The organism is Pseudomonas sp. Pf153, from assembly GCF_001269775.1.
GTDB classification, from domain to species: Bacteria; Pseudomonadota; Gammaproteobacteria; order Pseudomonadales; family Pseudomonadaceae; genus Aquipseudomonas; species Aquipseudomonas uvaldensis.
This window is the reverse complement of record NZ_LHVL01000025.1, coordinates 169,888-186,772: the sequence shown is the minus strand read 5'-3', so window position 1 is coordinate 186,772 and position 16,885 is coordinate 169,888. Positions and strand designations below refer to the sequence as shown.

Genomic DNA, 16,885 nt, shown 5'->3' with positions numbered 1-16,885 from the left:
CATCAATAGAGCAGGGGATCGTCGGACGGCTAGGAGGCGGTCAAGTGCTCACGCCATTGCGGCGGCAAGCGTTGCTGTCGGGCCAGGCCTTCCAGGCGCTGGCGCTGCGCCGGGCTGAGCAAGTCGAAGGCAATCGCCAGGGGCAGCCCGGCCGATACCGTACGCCCGGCCGCGAGCTGTTCGGCCAGCAGGTCGAGGGCCAGTTGGTTGAGGGCGACGCTCTGGCGCTGCTCCAGGCCGAGCAGACGGCGTATATCGAGCCCCATGCCCAGTGCCTTGAGCACCAGTTGATGAAAGGCCCGGTCGTCGTAATGGCGCGACGGATAGAGGGTGTCCAGGGAAAGGGCGGCGAACACCTGGCTGTTGCTGGTACGCCCGGCTTGCAGCGCAAGCTCCACGCACAGCCCCTGGCTGTCGAGCCAATCGAGGGCTTTGAGCAGGGCGATCTTTTCCTGATCGTCGCCCCACAGGAACAACTGGCGCAGCAAGGGCAGCTGGCCGGTGGCGGGTTGCCGTTCCAGCACCTCGGCCAGCAACAGCGCCCGCGCCAGCTGCACATGGCTCCAGCCCGTCCCGTGGGTCCACATGTCTTGCTTGAGGCCTCGCTTGCACTGGCTGCTCAACAGCGCCGCGCTCGTGGCATCCGGGCGTTGGGTAAGCTGTTCCAGTGCCTGGCGCCACCACCGCAGGCCGGCCTCGTCGAGGTGCTGGAGGAAGGCCTGGCGCTGTTGCTCCAGGCAGTCCCGGCGCATTTCAAGAGCCGTCGATGACGACCCGGCAACGTCCTTGTTCATGTCGGTTTGATCCAGCGTTGGAAGTGGGGAAGCAGGAAAAACACCAGGACACATGACAGGCTGCCCAATGGCTGGTCGGCTACCGCCAGCACCAGGGCATCGAACAGCGGCAGGGCCGCCAGGCCAGCGCCGATAAACGCACGGACCTGCCGTTGTCGGGGGTTGGCCAGATGACGCCAGTAGTGCCAGCCCAGCCAGCCAAGCCAGAGCAGCAGCACTGGCCAGAACCAGGGGTTATCGTTATGAATTGCCAGGACTATCGGGCTCAGCATCAGGACCAACGGCAGGCGGTTGAGCAGTTGGTTGCGGTGTTCCTGGCGAGCCAGGTAAGTCAGGCCGCTGATGTAGACCCCCAGCAGCATGGCGCAGAGCCAGATCGGCGCCGGTGGAACCGCCAGGCTGGTGGCTGCCACGAGGTAGAGGGCCGAGCGACAGGCCCCCATCAGCCAGACGCTGTGGGCGTACTTCTTGTGCAGCAGGTTGTAGCCCAGGATGCAGGCCAGTAGCAGGAGGGCGCTGCCCAGCAGCCAGTATGGCTGATCGATCAGCCGGCTCAGGCCCAGCATGGCAACGGCGGCCAGCCCCAGCAAGAGGGCGCAGGCGAGCCCGACCTGCTGTCGGCTGACCAGGCCGAGGGTGATGGGGCGCGGGTTGTGGTGTCGCTGATCCCAGTCGGCGTCCAGCAAGTCATTCAACAACATGCCGGCCAGGTACAGCATCGACAAGGCCCCCAGCAGCAGGATCCACACGGCCGAAGACGGTGGCGCCAGAGCCCCGGCACTGCTCGCCAGCAGGGCGGCGGCGAGGGTGTTGGTCCATACCGTAGGTAGATTGGAAACCCGGCCCAGGGTCATCCAGGTTTTCAGGTCCGGCAATGCCTGGCTCATTGCACGCAACCCTCGCTCAACGCAGGGGCCGGATCGGCGAGACCGGACAGCCGCCGTAGCGCCTGCTCCATCCGCGTGGCGTCGATCTCATGCACATCCAGCGATTCGCCGATCCGGCTGAGCATGGGAATGGACAGCTCGCCGCCCAGGTGCTGACGGAACTCTTCCAGGCCCAGCAACAGCAGCGAGCGGCCTTGTGGATCCTTCAGGCTCAGTTCCGGTGGGTTCAGGCTGAAGCCGAGCCTGAGTAGCAGGCCCACGATACGCTCGGCGTCGGCATCGCTCAGCAGGCCCAGAATATTCGCGTAGAGACCATCAAGGGCGATGCCCACCGCCACCGCTTCGCCATGGCGCAACCGGTGCTGGCTGAGATTTTCCAGCTTGTGGGCGGCCCAGTGCCCATAGTCCAAGGGGCGGCCGTTACCGCGTTCGAAGGGATCGCCGGCACCGGTGATGTGGGCCAGGTGCAGCTCGGCACAGCGGCGGATGGCATGACGGCTGGCCTGGTGATCGAAGCGGGCCAGGGCGTCGGCCTGTTGCTCCATCCATTGAAAAAACGCCGCGTCCTTGATCAGCGCCACCTTGACCGCCTCGGCCAACCCGGCGATCTGGTCGCGCCGGCCCAGGCTGGTCAGCAACTGAAAATCGTTGATGACGGCGGTGGCGGGATAGAACGCCCCCAGCAGGTTCTTCTGGCCGAAGGCATTGATGCCGTTTTTCACGCCGATGCCGGCGTCGTTCTGGGCGAGCACGGTGCTCGGGACGCGGATCAGGCGAATGCCCCGGTGGAAGGTTGCGCAGGCGTAACCTACCGCATCCAGTACCGCCCCGCCTCCCAGTGCCAGCACATGGCAATGCCGATCCAGCCCGTGGTGCAGCATGTCGGCGTAGAGCCGCTGCAACACCTGTGCATCCTTGCTCGACTCACCGGCCGGAACCGCAATGGGCGCAGCCCGCAGGCGCAAATCCGCTGGATGGCTTGCGAAGTAGGCACCGATCTGTTCCAACAGTGGGGGATTGCTGCGCAGCAACTGTTCATCGGCGAACACCAGCACCGTCACCGGCTTGTTTTGATGGGCGGTAAGCTGGCGATGCAGGCAGGGATTGGAAGGATCGAACACGTAATCGGTGAACACCACCGGATAGTCGTAGCTGACTTCGAAACGCCCGTGCAGGAGGGGCTGTGCGTCGCGCTTGCGAAAAGCCTTGAGCAGACTGTAGCCGGCGATGAACAAGCCGGGCAGGACCATGCTGGCCAGGATCGTCACCAGCAGGACATTCTGTTCGACGAGTAAAGTACCGATGGCGGCGTAGGCCAGGGCCAGGCCGGCGTTGGCCAGCACGATCACCGGTACGAAGGCTCGCAGCGGATAGCGCTGCATGCCCGCTGCCACCACCGAGGTTTCCGCCAGCACTGGCACCCCCCGCAGGCAGACCAACGATAGCGTGCCCAACCGGTACCCCAGCTGTCCCGGCTGACGCTGGTGCAGGCCCAGTCGCCCGGATAGCAGCTGGAAGTAGCCGGCTCCCAGGGCATATCCCAAGCCGGCCCCCAGGCACAAGCCGACGAAAATCACCAGGTACCCGCCGACGCTTCCCAGGGTCGCCACCGCCAGCAGCGCCACCAGGCTTGAAGGCACCGGCAGCACCACGTCCAGGGCCAGCAGGGCGATCAGCAACAGGGCCAGGTTGAGTTTTTGCGAGGCAGTCGAGGGCAGGTACAGGTGGAGATGGGTCAGGAATGCCTGGATCTGTTGCTCGAACAACAGGAAGCTGGTGATCACCAGGCCACAGAAGCAGAGCAATGACAGCCAGAAGGGCTTGGCTGGTCCTTTTTTCGAGAGCGCACGATACCACCGGCTGTGCTTCATCAAGCATCCCTCTTGTTGTCTTTGACTGATTCCGTGTCAACTTTTCAAAAGCTATGTCGGCTGGTTTTCGGGTCGATAGGCGGTCTCGTTTTCGGTGGGACCCGCTGCGGCGGGTTGCGCTTGGGAAGACAATTCTGAATCTAGTCGGCCATTGTCGTTTTGCAAGGCCATTTGATGGCAATGTGATTTTTCAATGGAAGGATGATGGCCATCGTCAACCGGGCTCGCTCTCGCAGCGGGGCCAGAACGAAAACGCCGCTCGCCAGGTCGGAGCAGAGGAAGGCGCCGGCGTTGCCGACTTCTTCGAGGGTGACGTTGGGTATTGCGAAGGGGGCGAGGTACGGAGACAGCCGCAGTAAGCAGCGATGTTGGTATCGGTGTAACCCTATAACTATATACCGCACCAAGGGATTAGGAGATACGGAGAATGAGTCTTCGCATCGTGTGATGCCGGCTCATAACCGCAGCTTTATCTCTAATTTGACTTGATGGGTACTCGTATGAACATCGAACTGCCTCCGACATTTGTTTATCCCGATAATTTCGGCACTTCACGTGGAAGTGGTAGAGGCCTCCCAAACCCTGCACCCATGGCGATGATTGGAACAATGATTCAACAGCGTAACATGGCGTATGAAAGAGGGCATTGGCCGCAGATGGTGCAACGTCATCTCAAGGCCATGCGCAACAACAGGCCTGTTCGCTATGGGTTGGACGGCATCATTCTTGGTGAGCTGAAAGTCGTTCACGGAGCCGATTTGCTAATGTTGAGGAATTCAAAACTTAGCACCGCAGATGCGTGGAAACTCGGGATCAAGGAAGGGGCAAAGATCCAGAACACCGAGCAGTTGGCCATCGAGCAGGAATTCTCCGGTGGGATCTTCACGCCCTTCAAAGCGTTTGGTCACTGGTTATTAGGGAAAGGGAAACCTGTCAGTGTTCGACTGGAAAGAATCGGTATTACCCCTGCTCCAAACAAAATTCCAGATTTGATGGCGATTATAAATACCGCAGGGGTTGGGGTCACTACAGTCAATCTCAAAGTTCCCTATTCCACGGCTCAGGACTCAAATGTCGCACGGATTTATCTTGGAAACATTACGCTTCAAATTACCGGAGCCGTTACACGATATACATCGGGTACTCTCAAGTTCGCCGGCAAGGTTAAAGCGTTCTCGGATCGTTATGATGCCAATGCCAGCAGTCATCGAGCTGCATTTGATGAGCATGCCACCAGCGCGCTTCGTGAAGTGGGGAGAGTGGCCAACGCTCGAGACTATGAAATTCGAATAACTGGCGAATTGCCCATCAATTTCTCTAGGTGAACAGCAATGGTAGGACGAGGGAAAAAAATATGTCTGGCTGTTGCTTCGGTGTTGGGAGCGTGTGCGCTGATGGTTTTTTTTGCGCTGGATGGTGTCACGGAAAATCCCAAGAATTTAAGTGATACTCAGGGTATTCCTGCAGCAACGATGTACACCGTCATTCTGATAATCATGACTGCCGCTTCGGTGGTTCTGACGGGGCTGGGTAGTCTGTTTCAAAAGCTTCTAAGCAGCCGGCCCTTTCAATGGCGCATTGGCTTGTATGTGCTTACCAATGCTTTGCTTTTCCTGACGTCGCTCCTGGGTACCTTCGTCGCCGCCATCTATACGTACTACAGCATCGCGGGTGTATTGGGGGGATTGTTATTTGCGCTGTCTGTCGTTCTGATACTGATCGGTGTGCCACGGAAATCGGAATGAAAAAAGCCGCTCGCCTTTTGCAGGACGAGCGGCGTTTTTTCGTGCCCGCCGAAGATTACTCTTCGATGTTGCCCATGGCGGTGGTGTTGAAGCCGCCGTCCACGTACATGATTTCGCCGCTGATGCCCGACGCCAGGTCCGAGCAGAGGAAGGCGCCGGCATTGCCGACTTCTTCGATGGTGACGTTGCGACGCAGTGGGGTCTGCGCTTCGTTGGCGGCCAGCATCTTGCGGAAGTTCTTGATGCCGGAGGCGGCGAGGGTGCGGATCGGACCAGCCGATACGGCGTTGACGCGGGTGCCTTCCGGGCCCAGGGAGCCGGCGAGGTAACGTACGCCGGCTTCCAGGGAAGCCTTGGCCATGCCCATGACGTTGTAGTTCGGCATGGTGCGCTCGGCACCCAGGTACGACAGGGTCAGCAGGCTGCCGTTGCGGCCCTTCATCATTTCGCGGCCGGCCTTGGCGAGGGCCACGAAGCTGTAGGCGCTGATGTCGTGGGCGATGCGGAAACCTTCGCGGGTGGTGGCTTCGGTGAAGTCGCCGTCCAGTTGGTCGCCCGGGGCGAAGCCCACGGAGTGCACGATGCAGTCCAGGCCGTCCCACTTTTTGCTCAGTTCTTCGAAGACCTTGGCGATTTCTTCATCGCTGGCCACGTCGCAGGGGAAGCACAGTTCAGGGCTCGAACCCCAGCCTTGCGCGAACTCTTCGACACGACCTTTGAGTTTGTCGTTCTGATAAGTGAAGGCAAGCTCAGCGCCCTCGCGATGCATGGCGGCAGCGATGCCGGATGCGATGGACAGCTTGCTGGCGACACCGACGATCAGTACGCGCTTACCGGCGAGAAAACCCATGTGTTGCTCCTCTTTCAGGTTATTCGGCAGCTGTTGGGGCCAGGAAGGCGGCCTCCAGCAACTGCTGTGTATAGGGGTGTTGCGGCGCGGCGAATATGCTGCGGGCATCACCTTGTTCGACCACTTGGCCATGCTTGACCACCATCAATTGGTGGCTCAGCGCTTTGACGACAGCCAGGTCATGGCTGATAAACAGATACGTCAGGTTGTACTTGCTTTGCAGCGACCGCAACAGCTCCACCACCTGGCGTTGCACGGTACGGTCCAGGGCCGACGTCGGTTCGTCCAGCAGAATCAACGCCGGCTTGAGCACCAGGGCCCGGGCAATGGCGATACGCTGCCGTTGCCCTCCGGAAAATTCATGGGGGTAGCGGTTCCGGGTTTCCGGGTCCAGGCCTACCTCCTTCAGTGCCGCGATTATCGCCTGTTCCTGTTCCGCTTCGGTACCCATCTTGTGGATCCGCAGGCCTTCGCCGACGATCTGGCCCACACACATCCGGGGGCTCAGGCTGCCGAACGGGTCCTGGAACACCACCTGCATCTCCCGTCGCAGTGGCCGGACCTGTTGCTGGGACAAGCTGTCGAGCTGCTTGCCTTCGAACCGGATCCCGCCCTGGCTGCCGATCAACCGCAGAATCGCCAGCCCCAGGGTGGATTTGCCGGAACCGCTTTCGCCCACGATGCCCAGGGTCTGGCCCTGGGGCAGGCTGAAGCGGATCCCGTCCACTGCCTTGATGTAATCCACGGTGCGCTTGAACAGGCCTTTCTTGACCGGGAACCAGACTTTCAGGTCCTCGACCTCCAGCAGCGGCGGGCCGACAACGTTGGCTGCCGGGTTGCCGCTGGGCTCGGCGGCCAACAGTTCCCGGGTGTACGGGTGCTGTGGCGCGCGGAACAATTGCTCGCACGATGCCTGTTCGACGATGCAACCGCGCTGCATGACACATACACGATGCGCAATTCTTCGCACCAGGTTCAAATCGTGGCTGATGAGCAGCAGCGACATGCCCAATCGGGCCTGCAATTGCTTGAGCAGATCGAGGATTTTCAGCTGGACAGTGACGTCCAGGGCGGTGGTCGGTTCGTCGGCGATCAACAGTTCCGGCTCGTTGGCCAGGGCCATGGCGATCATCACACGTTGGCGCTGGCCGCCGGACAGTTCATGGGGTAGGGCCTTGAGACGCTTGTGGGGCTCGGGGATGCCCACCAGCTCCAGCAACTCCAGGGTCCGGCGGGTCGCGACCTTGCCGACCAGGCCCTTATGGATGCCAAGCACCTCGTTGATCTGCTTGCCGATGGAGTGCAGCGGATTGAGGGATGTCATCGGCTCCTGGAAAATCATCGCGATCCGGTTCCCGCGGATGTGGCGGATGGTCTTTTCCTTCAGGCTCAGCAGGTCCTGGCCGGCATATTGGATGACACCGGTGGGATGGTGAGCCAGCGGGTAGGGCAGCAGCCGCAGAATCGAGTGGGCGGTCACCGACTTGCCCGAGCCGCTTTCGCCCACCAGGGCCAGGGTCTCGCCACGCTTGATGTCGAAACTGACGCCCTCGACCACCCGCTGGTTGCGTTGACCCGCGATGAACTCCACCGACAGGTCGCGTACTTCGATCAGATTGTCCTGGTTCATGTCACTTCCTCGGATCGAAGGCATCGCGAGCGGACTCGCCGATGAACACCAGCAGGCTCAGCATGATCGCCAGCACGGCGAACGCGCTGATGCCCAGCCAGGGCGCCTGGAGGTTGGATTTGCCCTGGGCCACCAGTTCGCCCAGGGACGGTGCGCCGGCCGGCAGGCCGAAGCCGAGGAAATCCAGGGCGGTGAGGGTGCCGATGGCGCCCGTGAGAATGAACGGCATGAAGGTCATGGTCGAGACCATGGCGTTGGGCAGGATGTGGCGGAACATAATCGCGCCGTTCTGCATGCCCAAGGCTCGGGCGGCGCGCACGTATTCCAGGTTGCGCCCACGCAGGAACTCGGCGCGCACCACGTCCACCAGGCTCATCCAGGAAAACAGCAGCATGATCCCCAGCAACCACCAGAAATTGGGCTGGACAAAGCTGGCCAGGATGATCAGCAGATAAAGCACCGGCAGCCCCGACCAGATCTCCAGGAACCGCTGGCCCGCCAGGTCGACCCAACCACCGTAGAACCCTTGCAGGGCCCCGGCGATCACGCCGACGATGGAACTGAGCAGGGTCAGGGTCAGGGCGAACAGCACCGAGATGCGGAACCCATAGATGACCCGCGCCAAGACATCGCGGCCCTGGTCGTCGGTGCCCAGCCAGTTCACCGAGGAGGGCGGCGCAGGAGCCGGCACCTTCAAGTCGTAGTTGATGCTCTGATAGCTAAAAGGAATCGGCGCCCACACCACCCAGGCATTCTTGGTCGCCAGCAGTTCACGGATGTACGGGCTCTTGTAGTTGGCTTCCAGCGGGAACTCGCCGCCGAAAGTCGTTTCCGGGTAGCGCTTGAGGGCCGGGAAATACCAGCCGCCGTCGTAATGCACCACCAGCGGCTTGTCATTGGCGATCAATTCGGCGCCCAGGCTCAGTACGAACAGGATCAGGAACAGCCACAGCGACCACCAGCCGCGCTTGTTGGCCTTGAACAACTCGAAGCGACGGCGATTGAGGGGGGACAGGTTCATCTCAATGCTCCCGGCTTTCGAAGTCGATGCGCGGATCGACGAAGGTGTAGGTCAGGTCACCGATCAGTTTCACCACCAAACCCAGCAGGGTGAAGATGAACAGGGTGCCGAACACCACCGGGTAATCGCGATTGATGGCCGCCTCGAAGCTCATCAGTCCAAGGCCATCGAGGGAAAAGATCACTTCCACCAGCAAGGAGCCGGTGAAGAAAATGCCGATGAACGCCGAAGGGAAGCCGGCAATCACCAACAGCATCGCGTTACGGAATACGTGGCCGTAAAGCACGCGATTGCGGGTCAGGCCCTTGGCTTTAGCAGTGACGACGTATTGTTTGTTGATTTCGTCAAGAAAGCTGTTTTTGGTCAGCAGGGTCATGGTGGCGAAGTTACCGATCACCAGCGCCGTCACCGGTAACGCCAGATGCCAGAAATAGTCGAGGATCTTGCCGCCCAGGGTCAGTTCATCGAAGTTGTTGGAAGTCAGCCCCCGCAACGGGAACCAGTCGAAATAACTGCCGCCGGCGAACACCACGATCAGCAGGATGGCAAACAGAAACGAGGGGATTGCATAACCGATGATGATCGCCGAACTGGTCCATACGTCGAAGTGACTGCCGTGGCGCGTGGCCTTGGCGATCCCCAGGGGAATAGACACCAGGTACATGATCAGTGTGCTCCATAGCCCGAGGGAAATGGACACCGGCATCTTCTCCTTGATCAGGTCAATGACCTTGGCGTCGCGGAAGAAGCTGTCACCGAAATCCAGGTGGGCGTAGTTCTTGATCATGATCCACAGGCGTTCCGGCGCCGACTTGTCGAAGCCGTACATGCGCTCGATTTCCTTGACCAGTGCCGGGTCCAGGCCCTGGGCGCCGCGATAGGCGGAACCGGCCACCGACACTTCCGCGCCGCCGCCGGCGATGCGGCTGGTGGCGCCTTCGAATCCTTCGAGCTTGGCGATCATCTGTTCCACCGGCCCGCCGGGCGCGGCCTGGATGATGACGAAGTTGATCAGCAGGATGCCGAACAGCGTCGGGACAATCAGTAGCAGCCGCCTCAAGATATAAGCCAGCATCGGGTTACTCCACGCTCGCCGGGGCAGCGTTGTTCTGTTTTTCGATGACCTGTTCCACTTCTTCGGCAGGCTTGGTGTCCGGCTTGACCCACCAGGTGGTGGTGCCGATGTCATAGGTCGGCGTGACGTTGGGGTGGCCGATATGGTTCCAGTAAGCCACGCGCCAGGTCTTGATGTGCCAGTTGGGGATCACGTAGTAGCCCCATTGCAGCACGCGGTCCAGCGCACGGGCATGGGCCACCAGGCTCTTGCGAGAGTCGGCGTTGATCAGTTGCTCCACCAACTGGTCCACGGCAGGATCCTTCAGGCCCATGGTGTTGCGGCTGCCGGGCCTGTCGGCGGCCGCCGACATCCAGAACTCGCGCTGTTCGTTACCCGGCGAGCTGGACTGCGGGAAGCTGCCCACCACCAGGTCGAAATCCCGCGAGCGCACGCGGTTGATGTACTGGGACACGTCCACCCGGCGGATCACCAGTTCGATACCCAGGTCGCTGAGGTTGCGCTTGAACGGCAACAGCACCCGCTCGAATTCGGTCTGGGCCAGTAGGAATTCAAGCACCACCGGTTTGCCCTGGGCATCGACCATCTTGTCGTCGACGATGCGCCAGCCGGCTTCCTGCAGCAGTTGGTACGCCTTGCGCTGCTGGTCGCGGATCATGCCGCTGCCATCGCACATCGATGGCTGGAAGGCTTCGGTAAAGACTTGCTCGGGAATCTTGCCGCGAAGGGGCTCGAGGATCTTCAGTTCGTCTTCGCCGGGCAGGCCGGTGGCGGCCATCTCCGAATTCTCGAAATAGCTGCGTGTGCGGGTATAGGCGCCGCTGAACAATTGCTTGTTGGTCCACTCGAAGTCCAGCAGCAGGCTCAGGGCTTTGCGTACTCGCACGTCCTGGAACACCGGGCGGCGCAGGTTGAAGACAAAGCCCTGCATGCCGGTGGGGTTGCCATTGGGGATCTGTTCCTTGATCAGCCGCCCTTCGGTCACGGCGGGGATGTTGTAGGCGCTGGCCCAGTTCTTGGCGCTCATTTCCAGCCAGAAATCGAACTGCCCGGCTTTCAGCGCTTCGACCGCGACGGTGTTGTCGCGGTAGTAGTCGGTGGTCAGCACGTCGAAGTTGTAGAAGCCACGGTTGACCGGCAGGTCCTTGCCCCAGTAGTCCTTCACCCGCTCATAGCGGATCGAACGCCCGGCCTTCACCTCGGTGACCCGGTAGGGGCCGCTGCCCAGCGGGATTTCCAGGTTGCCCTTGTTGAAATCGCGGTTGGCCCACCAATGCTTGGGCAGTACCGGCAATTGGCCGAGGATCAGTGGTAATTCCCGGTTATTCGTGTGCTTGAACTTGAACAGCACCTTGAGCGGGTCTTCGGCGATGACTTCGGCAACGTCGTTGTAATAGCCCCGGTACAACGGCGCGCCGTCCCTGGTCAGGGTCTGGAAGCTAAAGACCACGTCTTCGGCGCGCACCGGATGGCCGTCGTTGAAACGCGCTTCGGGGCGCAGGTAGAAGCGCACCCAGGCGTTGTCCGGGGCTTTCTCGATTTTCTCGGCGATCAGGCCGTATTCGGTAATGGGTTCGTCCAGGCCCTGCTTGGCCAGGGTGTCGTAGATCAGGCTGATGTCATCGGCCGGCACGCCCTTGCTGATGAATGGATTGAGGCTGTCGAAACCGCCAAACCCGCCCTGGCGAAAGATACCGCCCTTGGGCGCATCGGGGTTCACGTAGTCGAAATGCTTGAAATTGGCCGGATACTTTGGCGGCTCGTTGTACAAGGTCACGGCGTGCTGCGGGGCGGCGCAGGCCAGCCCGGCGAACAGCAGGCCACCGGCCTGCATGAGCAGGGCACGAAAAGGCTTCATTGATCTTTCTCCGAAGATTTCAACCACCACGCGCTCAGGCCCAGGGTATAGGGCGGCGTGGTGACGAAGGCGAACCGGTTGCGGTACGCCAGGCGATGATAATTGAGGTACCAGTTGGGAATGCAGTAGTGCTGCCACAACAGCACGCGGTCCAGGGCCTTGCCGGCGGCCACCTGTTCGTCGCGGGTCTGGGCGGCCAGGAGCTTTTCCAGCAGATGATCGACCACGGGATTGGCGATCCCGGCGTAGTTCTTGCTGCCCTTGACCCCGACCTGGCTGGAGTGGAAGTACTGCCATTGTTCAAGACCCGGGCTGAGGGTCTGGCTAAGGGTCAGCAGGATCATGTCAAAATCGAACTGGTCCAGGCGCTGCTTGTATTGGGCACGATCTACCGTGCGCAACCGGGCCTGGATGCCGATGCTGGCGAGGTTCTCGACATAAGGTTGGAGGATGCGTTCCAGGTTCGGGTTCACCAACAGGATCTCGAAGCGCAGGGGTTGGCTGTCGGCATTCACCAGGCGCTGGCCGTTGAGCGTCCATCCGGCTTCCTTCAGAAGTGCCAGGGCTTTGCGCAGGGTTTCCCGCGGGATGCCACGGCCGTCGGTCTGGGGCAGGCTGAAGGGTTCGCTGAACAACCGCGCCGGCAATTGCTCGCGGTAGGGTTTGAGCAACAGCCATTCGTGGCCCACCGGCAGGCCGCTGGCAGAGAACTCGCTGTTGGGGTAGTAACTCAGAGTGCGCTTGTAGGCGCTGCTGAACAGCGTGCGGTTGGTCCACTCGAAATCGAACATCAGCCCCAGCGCTTCACGTACTTTGACCTCGGCGAAGGTGCTTCGCCGGGTGTTCATGAACAGGCCCTGGGTCTGGGTCGGGATCTGGTGGGGAATCTGCGCCTTGATCACCTCGCCGCGGTCGACGGCCGGGAAGTCATAGCCATTGGCCCAGTTCTTGGCCTGGTGCTCGATATAGATATCGAACTCACCGGCTTTGAAGGCTTCGAACGCGACGTCGCTGTCGCGATAGAACTCAACCTCCATTCGGTCGACATTATATTTGCCCCGGTTGACCGGCAGATCTTTGCCCCAGTAATCCTTGACCCTTTCGAACACCAGCTGGCGTCCAGGCTGCACCTTTGTGATGCGATAGGGACCGCTGCCCAGGGGCGGTTCGAAGCTGGTGGCCTTGAAGTCGCGGTCTTTCCAGTAATGCTGGGGCAGCACCGGCAATTCGCCCAGGCGCAGGATGAACAACGGATTGCCCGCCCGCTTGAACACAAAGCGGATTTTCAGTGGATTGAGGATGTCGACCCGCAGCACTTCCTGAAGGTTGGTGCGGTATTGCGGGTGGCCGTCCTTGAGCAACGTCCGGTAGGAAAACGCTACGTCATAGGCAGTGATCGGTACGCCATCGTGGAACCGTGCTTCGGGTCGCAGGTTGAACACCACCCAGCTGCGATCCTCGCTGTACTCCACCGACTGGGCGATCAGGCCGTAGCTGGAGGTCGGTTCATCACCGGACGGCGCGTACTGGCCAGTGCCGACCATCAGCGGTTCGTTCAGCTCGTTGATGCCGTATTGCAGGAAATTCGCCGTGGAAACCGGGCTGCTGCCCTTGAATGTGTAGGGATTGAGCGTATCGAAGGTGCCAAATGCCATGACCCGCAAGGTACCGCCCTTGGGCGCTTGCGGGTTGACCCAGTCGAAATGGGTAAATCTGGCCGGGTACTTGAGCGTGCCGAACTGCGCATAGCCATGGCTTTCGCTGATGGCTGCGCTGGCGGAAGAGCTCAAGGCCAGGCTGATCAGGAGCAGGAGGAGGGGATGTATCAAGTCTGAGATCCGATCCAGGCGGCTTGGGCTTTTATGGCCCGTACAGTAACAGCTTGTATCGGCAGGAAAAAGGCGGGGGGCTGTGGCGAGGGGATTTATCCCCTCGCCACAGGAGTCCGGTGTCAATGTGGAGAGTAGACCGTCAGCATTTGCCCGGGCTTGAGGGCCTTGCCCATGCGCGGATTCCAGCGCTTGAGGTGTTGCATTTCGACGTTGAAGCGCTTGGCCACCACGTACAGCGAGTCCCCTTGCTGGACTTTGTACTGGGTCTGCTTCTTCTGGTTCTTGCTGTTGGCCGCGACCACGGTGTTGATTCGCTTGCCAGTGTTCTTGGTTGCCTTGGTGGCCTTGACGTCCTGCATCACCAGGGTCTGGCCGACCTTGAGCCTGTTGCCACTGAGTTTGTTCCAGCGCTGCAGGTCCTTGGTCTGGACGTTGTTGGCCTTGGCGATCTGCGCCAGGTTGTCACCGCGCTTGACCCGGTAGGTGCGCCGGGCGCCTGCGACTTCCTCGCCGTCACCGGCGGTTTCAAAGACCGGTTTGAGCGAGCGTTGGCTGATCAGCTCTTCGGGGCGCATGGTCGACAGGCTGGCCGTCAGCAACTGGGCCTTGGAGGTGGGTACCAGCAGGTGTTGCGGGCCGTCGATGGTGGTGCGTTGCTTGAAGGCGGGGTTGAGCTGGAACAGCTCGTCTTCGTCGATGTTCGCCACTGCCGCGACCTTGGACAGGTCCATGCGCTGGTTGATCTCGACGACCTGGAAATAGGGCTCGTTGGCGATCGGGTTGAGGTTCACGCCATAGGCATCGGGAGACAGCACCACCTGGGACAGCGCCAGCAACTTGGGCACATAGGCCTGGGTTTCGGCCGGTAGCGGCAGGTTCCAGTAGTCGGTGGGCAGGCCCAGTTTTTCGTTACGCTCGATGGCGCGGCTGACGGTGCCTTCACCGGCGTTGTATGCGGCCAGTGCCAGCAGCCAGTCGCCGTTGAACATGTCGTGCAGGCGCGTCAGGTAATCCATGGCGGCCGTGGTGGACGCCGTGATATCACGTCGCCCGTCGTAAAAACGGGTCTGGCGCAGGTTGAAGTAGCGCCCGGTGGACGGGATGAACTGCCACAATCCGACGGCATTGGCCCGGGAATAGGCCATGGGGTTGTAGGCGCTTTCGATGACCGGCAGCAGCGCCAGTTCCAGCGGCATGTTGCGCTCTTCGAGGCGCTCGACGATGTAGTGCATGTACAGGCTGCCGCGTTCGCCGGCGCCTTCGAGAAAGGACGGGTTGCTGGCGAACCACAGGCGTTGCTGCTCGATACGCGGGTTCACGCCGGCGGTTTCCTGCAGCTGGAAACCCTGGCGCATGCGCTCCCAGATATCCTGGGGCACTTGGGGGCTGGGCTTCTCGCTGAGCCATACAGGCTTCTGCTTGGCGCGGGCAGCCATGTTCTTCGGCGTGGCCGCGTCGGTCTGCGGCACCTGGCCCGTGCTCTGGCAGCCCGCCAGGGTGGCGGACACGGCCACCGCAATGGCTTGAGCCAAGCGGGTCAATGTGTCTGACTGAACGGACCTACGTATGGATGACGACATTGGCTGGAAGTAAGTTCCGGGCAAAAATGTCGGCCGATTCTAGAAAGCGCACCCCAACAGGTCAACCATTCAGAATTTTTGTATCGCCGGACGACGGGCTTAGAACTTATCTTTCCAAGCCCTCAAGGCCGCAAAAACCTCACTCGGCGTCCCGTTTCGCTGGCCGTTCCGTTCGTCTGCTTTTTGTTTAACTAATGTTTCAGCGGTTCGCAGGAAGGGGTTGGTGCGTTTTTCCAGGGCCAGGGTCGAGGGCAGGGTCATGACACCGTCGCTGCGCTGGCGGGCGACTTTTTCCAGACGGGCGGCAATGTCAGGATTGTCGGGTTCCACCGCGGCGGCGAACTTCAAGTTGCTCAACGTATATTCATGGGTGCAGTACACCAGCGTATCCTCGGGCAGGGCGGCGAGCCGGCCGAGCGAGCGATGCATCTGGTCGGGCGTACCCTCGAAGAGGCGCCCGCAGCCGGCGGCGAACAGGGTGTCGCCGCAGAACAGCAGGCCATGATGGTAATAAGCGATATGGCCCAGTGTATGGCCGGGCACGGCGAAGACGTCGAAGTCCAGCCCGAGCACGTTGATCCGGTCGTCGTCCCCGAGCGCCACATCCCGCGCCGGGATGTTCTCGCTGGCCGGGCCATAGACCGTAGCACCGGTGGCTTTTTTCAACGCCTCGACACCGCCGACATGGTCATGGTGGTGATGGGTGACCAATATGTCGCTCAGGGCCCAGCCTGGATGGGCTTCGAGCCAGGCTTGCACCGGCGCGGCGTCGCCCGGGTCGACCACGGCGCAGCGCAGGGTGGCGTGATCCTGTAACAACCAGATGTAGTTATCGGTGAACGCGGGCAGTGCACTGATCTGTATCATCGCGGAATTCGCCAAGCGGAAAACAAAGGCGCATCTTAGAACTTCCTGGCGCGTTGGAGAATGTAAATGACCGATGAAGCGTTCGCTCAGGCCGATCCCGAGTGGCTGGCGCTGATCAGCGCGGCCCGTGAATGGCTATCCGGCCCCGTCGGGCAATTGCTGCTGGAAGAGGAGCGGCGCATGCTCGAGGACGAGCTGGGCCGTTTCTTTGGCGGTTACCTGGTGCATTACGGACCGTCGGCACAGACGCCACCGGCTGCGCCGCAGGTCCAGCGCAATGTTCGCCTGGGGGCGCCGCTGCCAGGGGTCGAGATCGTCTGTGAAGAACAGGCGTGGCCCTTGAGCGAGCACGCCGCCGACGTGGTGGTGATGCAGCATGGCCTGGATTTTTGCCTGTCGCCCCACGGCTTGTTGCGTGAGGCCGCCAGCAGCGTGCGTCCCGGCGGGCACCTGGTGATCATTGGCATCAATCCCTGGAGCAGTTGGGGCCTGCGCCATGTATTCGCCCACGACGGCTTGCGCCAGGCCCGTTGCATCTCGGCGTCGAGGGTGGGCGACTGGCTCAACCTGCTGGGCTTCGCGCTGGAGAAACGCCGCTTCGGGTGCTATCGTCCGCCGCTCGCGTCGCCCAAGTGGCAGGCTCGTCTGGCTGGCTGGGAACGCCGGGCCGGCGGCTGGCAACTGTCCGGCGGCGGCTTCTATCTTCTGGTGGCGCGCAAGATCGCCGTCGGGCTGCGCCCGGTGCGCCAGGTGCGGCGCGAGCCGATGGGCAAGCTGATTCCCTTGCCGATGGCCAAGGTCAATCGTCGCCATATCGAGCCATAACCTATTTTCCATGGCCTGACCGGTATCATCGCCGGCGGGCCTGTGTTTTT

The 16,885-nt window shown here is 61.2% G+C and carries 14 protein-coding genes and 1 pseudogene; 3 read left to right on the top strand and 12 right to left on the bottom strand.

Annotation, left to right across the window (positions count from 1 at the left end; translation table 11 throughout):
• Positions 1-29: 29 nt before the first annotated feature.
• The 4 genes and pseudogenes from AD666_RS16195 to AD666_RS26805 all read right to left on the bottom strand — a co-directional run.
• Positions 30-794, bottom strand: coding sequence for an EboA domain-containing protein (locus tag AD666_RS16195; protein WP_053153878.1), 765 nt, complete (start codon positions 792-794; stop codon positions 30-32).
• Positions 791-1,681 (bottom strand): UbiA family prenyltransferase, encoded by an 891-nt coding sequence (locus AD666_RS16190; protein WP_053153875.1) that lies wholly within the window; start codon positions 1,679-1,681, stop codon positions 791-793. Before AD666_RS16190 ends, AD666_RS16195 begins: the two co-directional genes overlap by 4 nt.
• Positions 1,678-3,552 (bottom strand): 3-dehydroquinate synthase, encoded by a 1,875-nt coding sequence (locus AD666_RS16185; protein ID WP_053153872.1) that lies wholly within the window; start codon positions 3,550-3,552, stop codon positions 1,678-1,680. Before AD666_RS16185 ends, AD666_RS16190 begins: the two co-directional genes overlap by 4 nt.
• 251 nt (positions 3,553-3,803) lie before the next feature.
• Positions 3,804-3,869: pseudogene (locus AD666_RS26805) on the bottom strand (hypothetical protein); the annotation flags it as partial.
• Between the two features lie 183 nt (positions 3,870-4,052).
• Here AD666_RS26805 and AD666_RS16180 point away from each other — a divergent pair.
• Positions 4,053-4,877 (top strand): lipid II-degrading bacteriocin, encoded by an 825-nt coding sequence (locus AD666_RS16180; protein ID WP_053153870.1) that lies wholly within the window; start codon positions 4,053-4,055, stop codon positions 4,875-4,877.
• A gap of 6 nt (positions 4,878-4,883) precedes the next feature.
• On the top strand, positions 4,884-5,297 hold the full coding sequence (locus tag AD666_RS16175) for a hypothetical protein (protein WP_156315948.1): 414 nt from the start codon (positions 4,884-4,886) through the stop codon (positions 5,295-5,297).
• Between the two features lie 55 nt (positions 5,298-5,352).
• Here AD666_RS16175 and fabI read toward each other — a convergent pair whose 3' ends face one another.
• From fabI to gloB, 8 genes are all read right to left on the bottom strand, one after another.
• A complete protein-coding gene (gene fabI / locus AD666_RS16170; protein WP_053153864.1) occupies positions 5,353-6,147 on the bottom strand; it encodes an enoyl-ACP reductase FabI in 795 nt (264 codons plus the stop codon).
• Positions 6,148-6,166: 19 nt separating this feature from the next.
• Positions 6,167-7,777, bottom strand: coding sequence for an ABC transporter ATP-binding protein (locus AD666_RS16165; RefSeq protein ID WP_053153861.1), 1,611 nt, complete (start codon positions 7,775-7,777; stop codon positions 6,167-6,169).
• Between the two features lies 1 nt (position 7,778).
• Positions 7,779-8,798, bottom strand: coding sequence for an ABC transporter permease (locus AD666_RS16160; protein ID WP_053153858.1), 1,020 nt, complete (start codon positions 8,796-8,798; stop codon positions 7,779-7,781).
• A 1-nt stretch (position 8,799) separates the two neighbouring features.
• A complete protein-coding gene (locus AD666_RS16155) occupies positions 8,800-9,873 on the bottom strand; it encodes a microcin C ABC transporter permease YejB (RefSeq protein WP_053153855.1) in 1,074 nt (357 codons plus the stop codon).
• A gap of 4 nt (positions 9,874-9,877) precedes the next feature.
• A complete protein-coding gene (locus AD666_RS16150) occupies positions 9,878-11,731 on the bottom strand; it encodes an extracellular solute-binding protein (protein WP_053153852.1) in 1,854 nt (617 codons plus the stop codon).
• Positions 11,728-13,560, bottom strand: a complete 1,833-nt coding sequence (locus AD666_RS16145; protein ID WP_053153850.1) for an extracellular solute-binding protein — start codon at positions 13,558-13,560, stop codon at positions 11,728-11,730. The genes AD666_RS16150 and AD666_RS16145 overlap by 4 nt, the downstream gene beginning before the upstream one ends.
• A gap of 122 nt (positions 13,561-13,682) precedes the next feature.
• The gene (locus tag AD666_RS16140) at positions 13,683-15,143 is read right to left on the bottom strand and encodes a transglycosylase SLT domain-containing protein (protein WP_053153846.1); all 1,461 of its coding nucleotides are present in this window, start codon (positions 15,141-15,143) and stop codon (positions 13,683-13,685) included.
• Positions 15,144-15,242: 99 nt separating this feature from the next.
• Complete coding sequence (gene gloB, locus AD666_RS16135; protein WP_053153841.1) at positions 15,243-16,010, bottom strand: hydroxyacylglutathione hydrolase; 768 nt, start codon at positions 16,008-16,010, stop codon at positions 15,243-15,245.
• Positions 16,011-16,076: 66 nt separating this feature from the next.
• On the opposite strand from gloB, the gene AD666_RS16130 reads away from it, so the two are divergent.
• Positions 16,077-16,835, top strand: coding sequence for a class I SAM-dependent methyltransferase (locus tag AD666_RS16130; protein ID WP_053153838.1), 759 nt, complete (start codon positions 16,077-16,079; stop codon positions 16,833-16,835).
• Positions 16,836-16,885 lie beyond the last annotated feature (50 nt).

Bases quoted from the DNA above. Each gene is read 5' to 3' on its own strand.
- AD666_RS16195 (WP_053153878.1), bottom strand. From the start codon at position 794: ATGAACAAGGACGTTGCCGGGTCGTCATCGACGGCTCTTGAAATGCGC.
- AD666_RS16190 (WP_053153875.1), bottom strand. From the start codon at position 1,681: ATGAGCCAGGCATTGCCGGACCTGAAAACCTGGATGACCCTGGGCCGG.
- AD666_RS16185 (WP_053153872.1), bottom strand. From the start codon at position 3,552: ATGAAGCACAGCCGGTGGTATCGTGCGCTCTCGAAAAAAGGACCAGCC.
- AD666_RS16180 (WP_053153870.1), top strand. From the start codon at position 4,053: ATGAACATCGAACTGCCTCCGACATTTGTTTATCCCGATAATTTCGGC.
- AD666_RS16175 (WP_156315948.1), top strand. From the start codon at position 4,884: ATGGTAGGACGAGGGAAAAAAATATGTCTGGCTGTTGCTTCGGTGTTG.
- fabI (WP_053153864.1), bottom strand. From the start codon at position 6,147: ATGGGTTTTCTCGCCGGTAAGCGCGTACTGATCGTCGGTGTCGCCAGC.
- AD666_RS16165 (WP_053153861.1), bottom strand. From the start codon at position 7,777: ATGAACCAGGACAATCTGATCGAAGTACGCGACCTGTCGGTGGAGTTC.
- AD666_RS16160 (WP_053153858.1), bottom strand. From the start codon at position 8,798: ATGAACCTGTCCCCCCTCAATCGCCGTCGCTTCGAGTTGTTCAAGGCC.
- AD666_RS16155 (WP_053153855.1), bottom strand. From the start codon at position 9,873: ATGCTGGCTTATATCTTGAGGCGGCTGCTACTGATTGTCCCGACGCTG.
- AD666_RS16150 (WP_053153852.1), bottom strand. From the start codon at position 11,731: ATGAAGCCTTTTCGTGCCCTGCTCATGCAGGCCGGTGGCCTGCTGTTC.
- AD666_RS16140 (WP_053153846.1), bottom strand. From the start codon at position 15,143: ATGTCGTCATCCATACGTAGGTCCGTTCAGTCAGACACATTGACCCGC.
- gloB (WP_053153841.1), bottom strand. From the start codon at position 16,010: ATGATACAGATCAGTGCACTGCCCGCGTTCACCGATAACTACATCTGG.
- AD666_RS16130 (WP_053153838.1), top strand. From the start codon at position 16,077: ATGACCGATGAAGCGTTCGCTCAGGCCGATCCCGAGTGGCTGGCGCTG.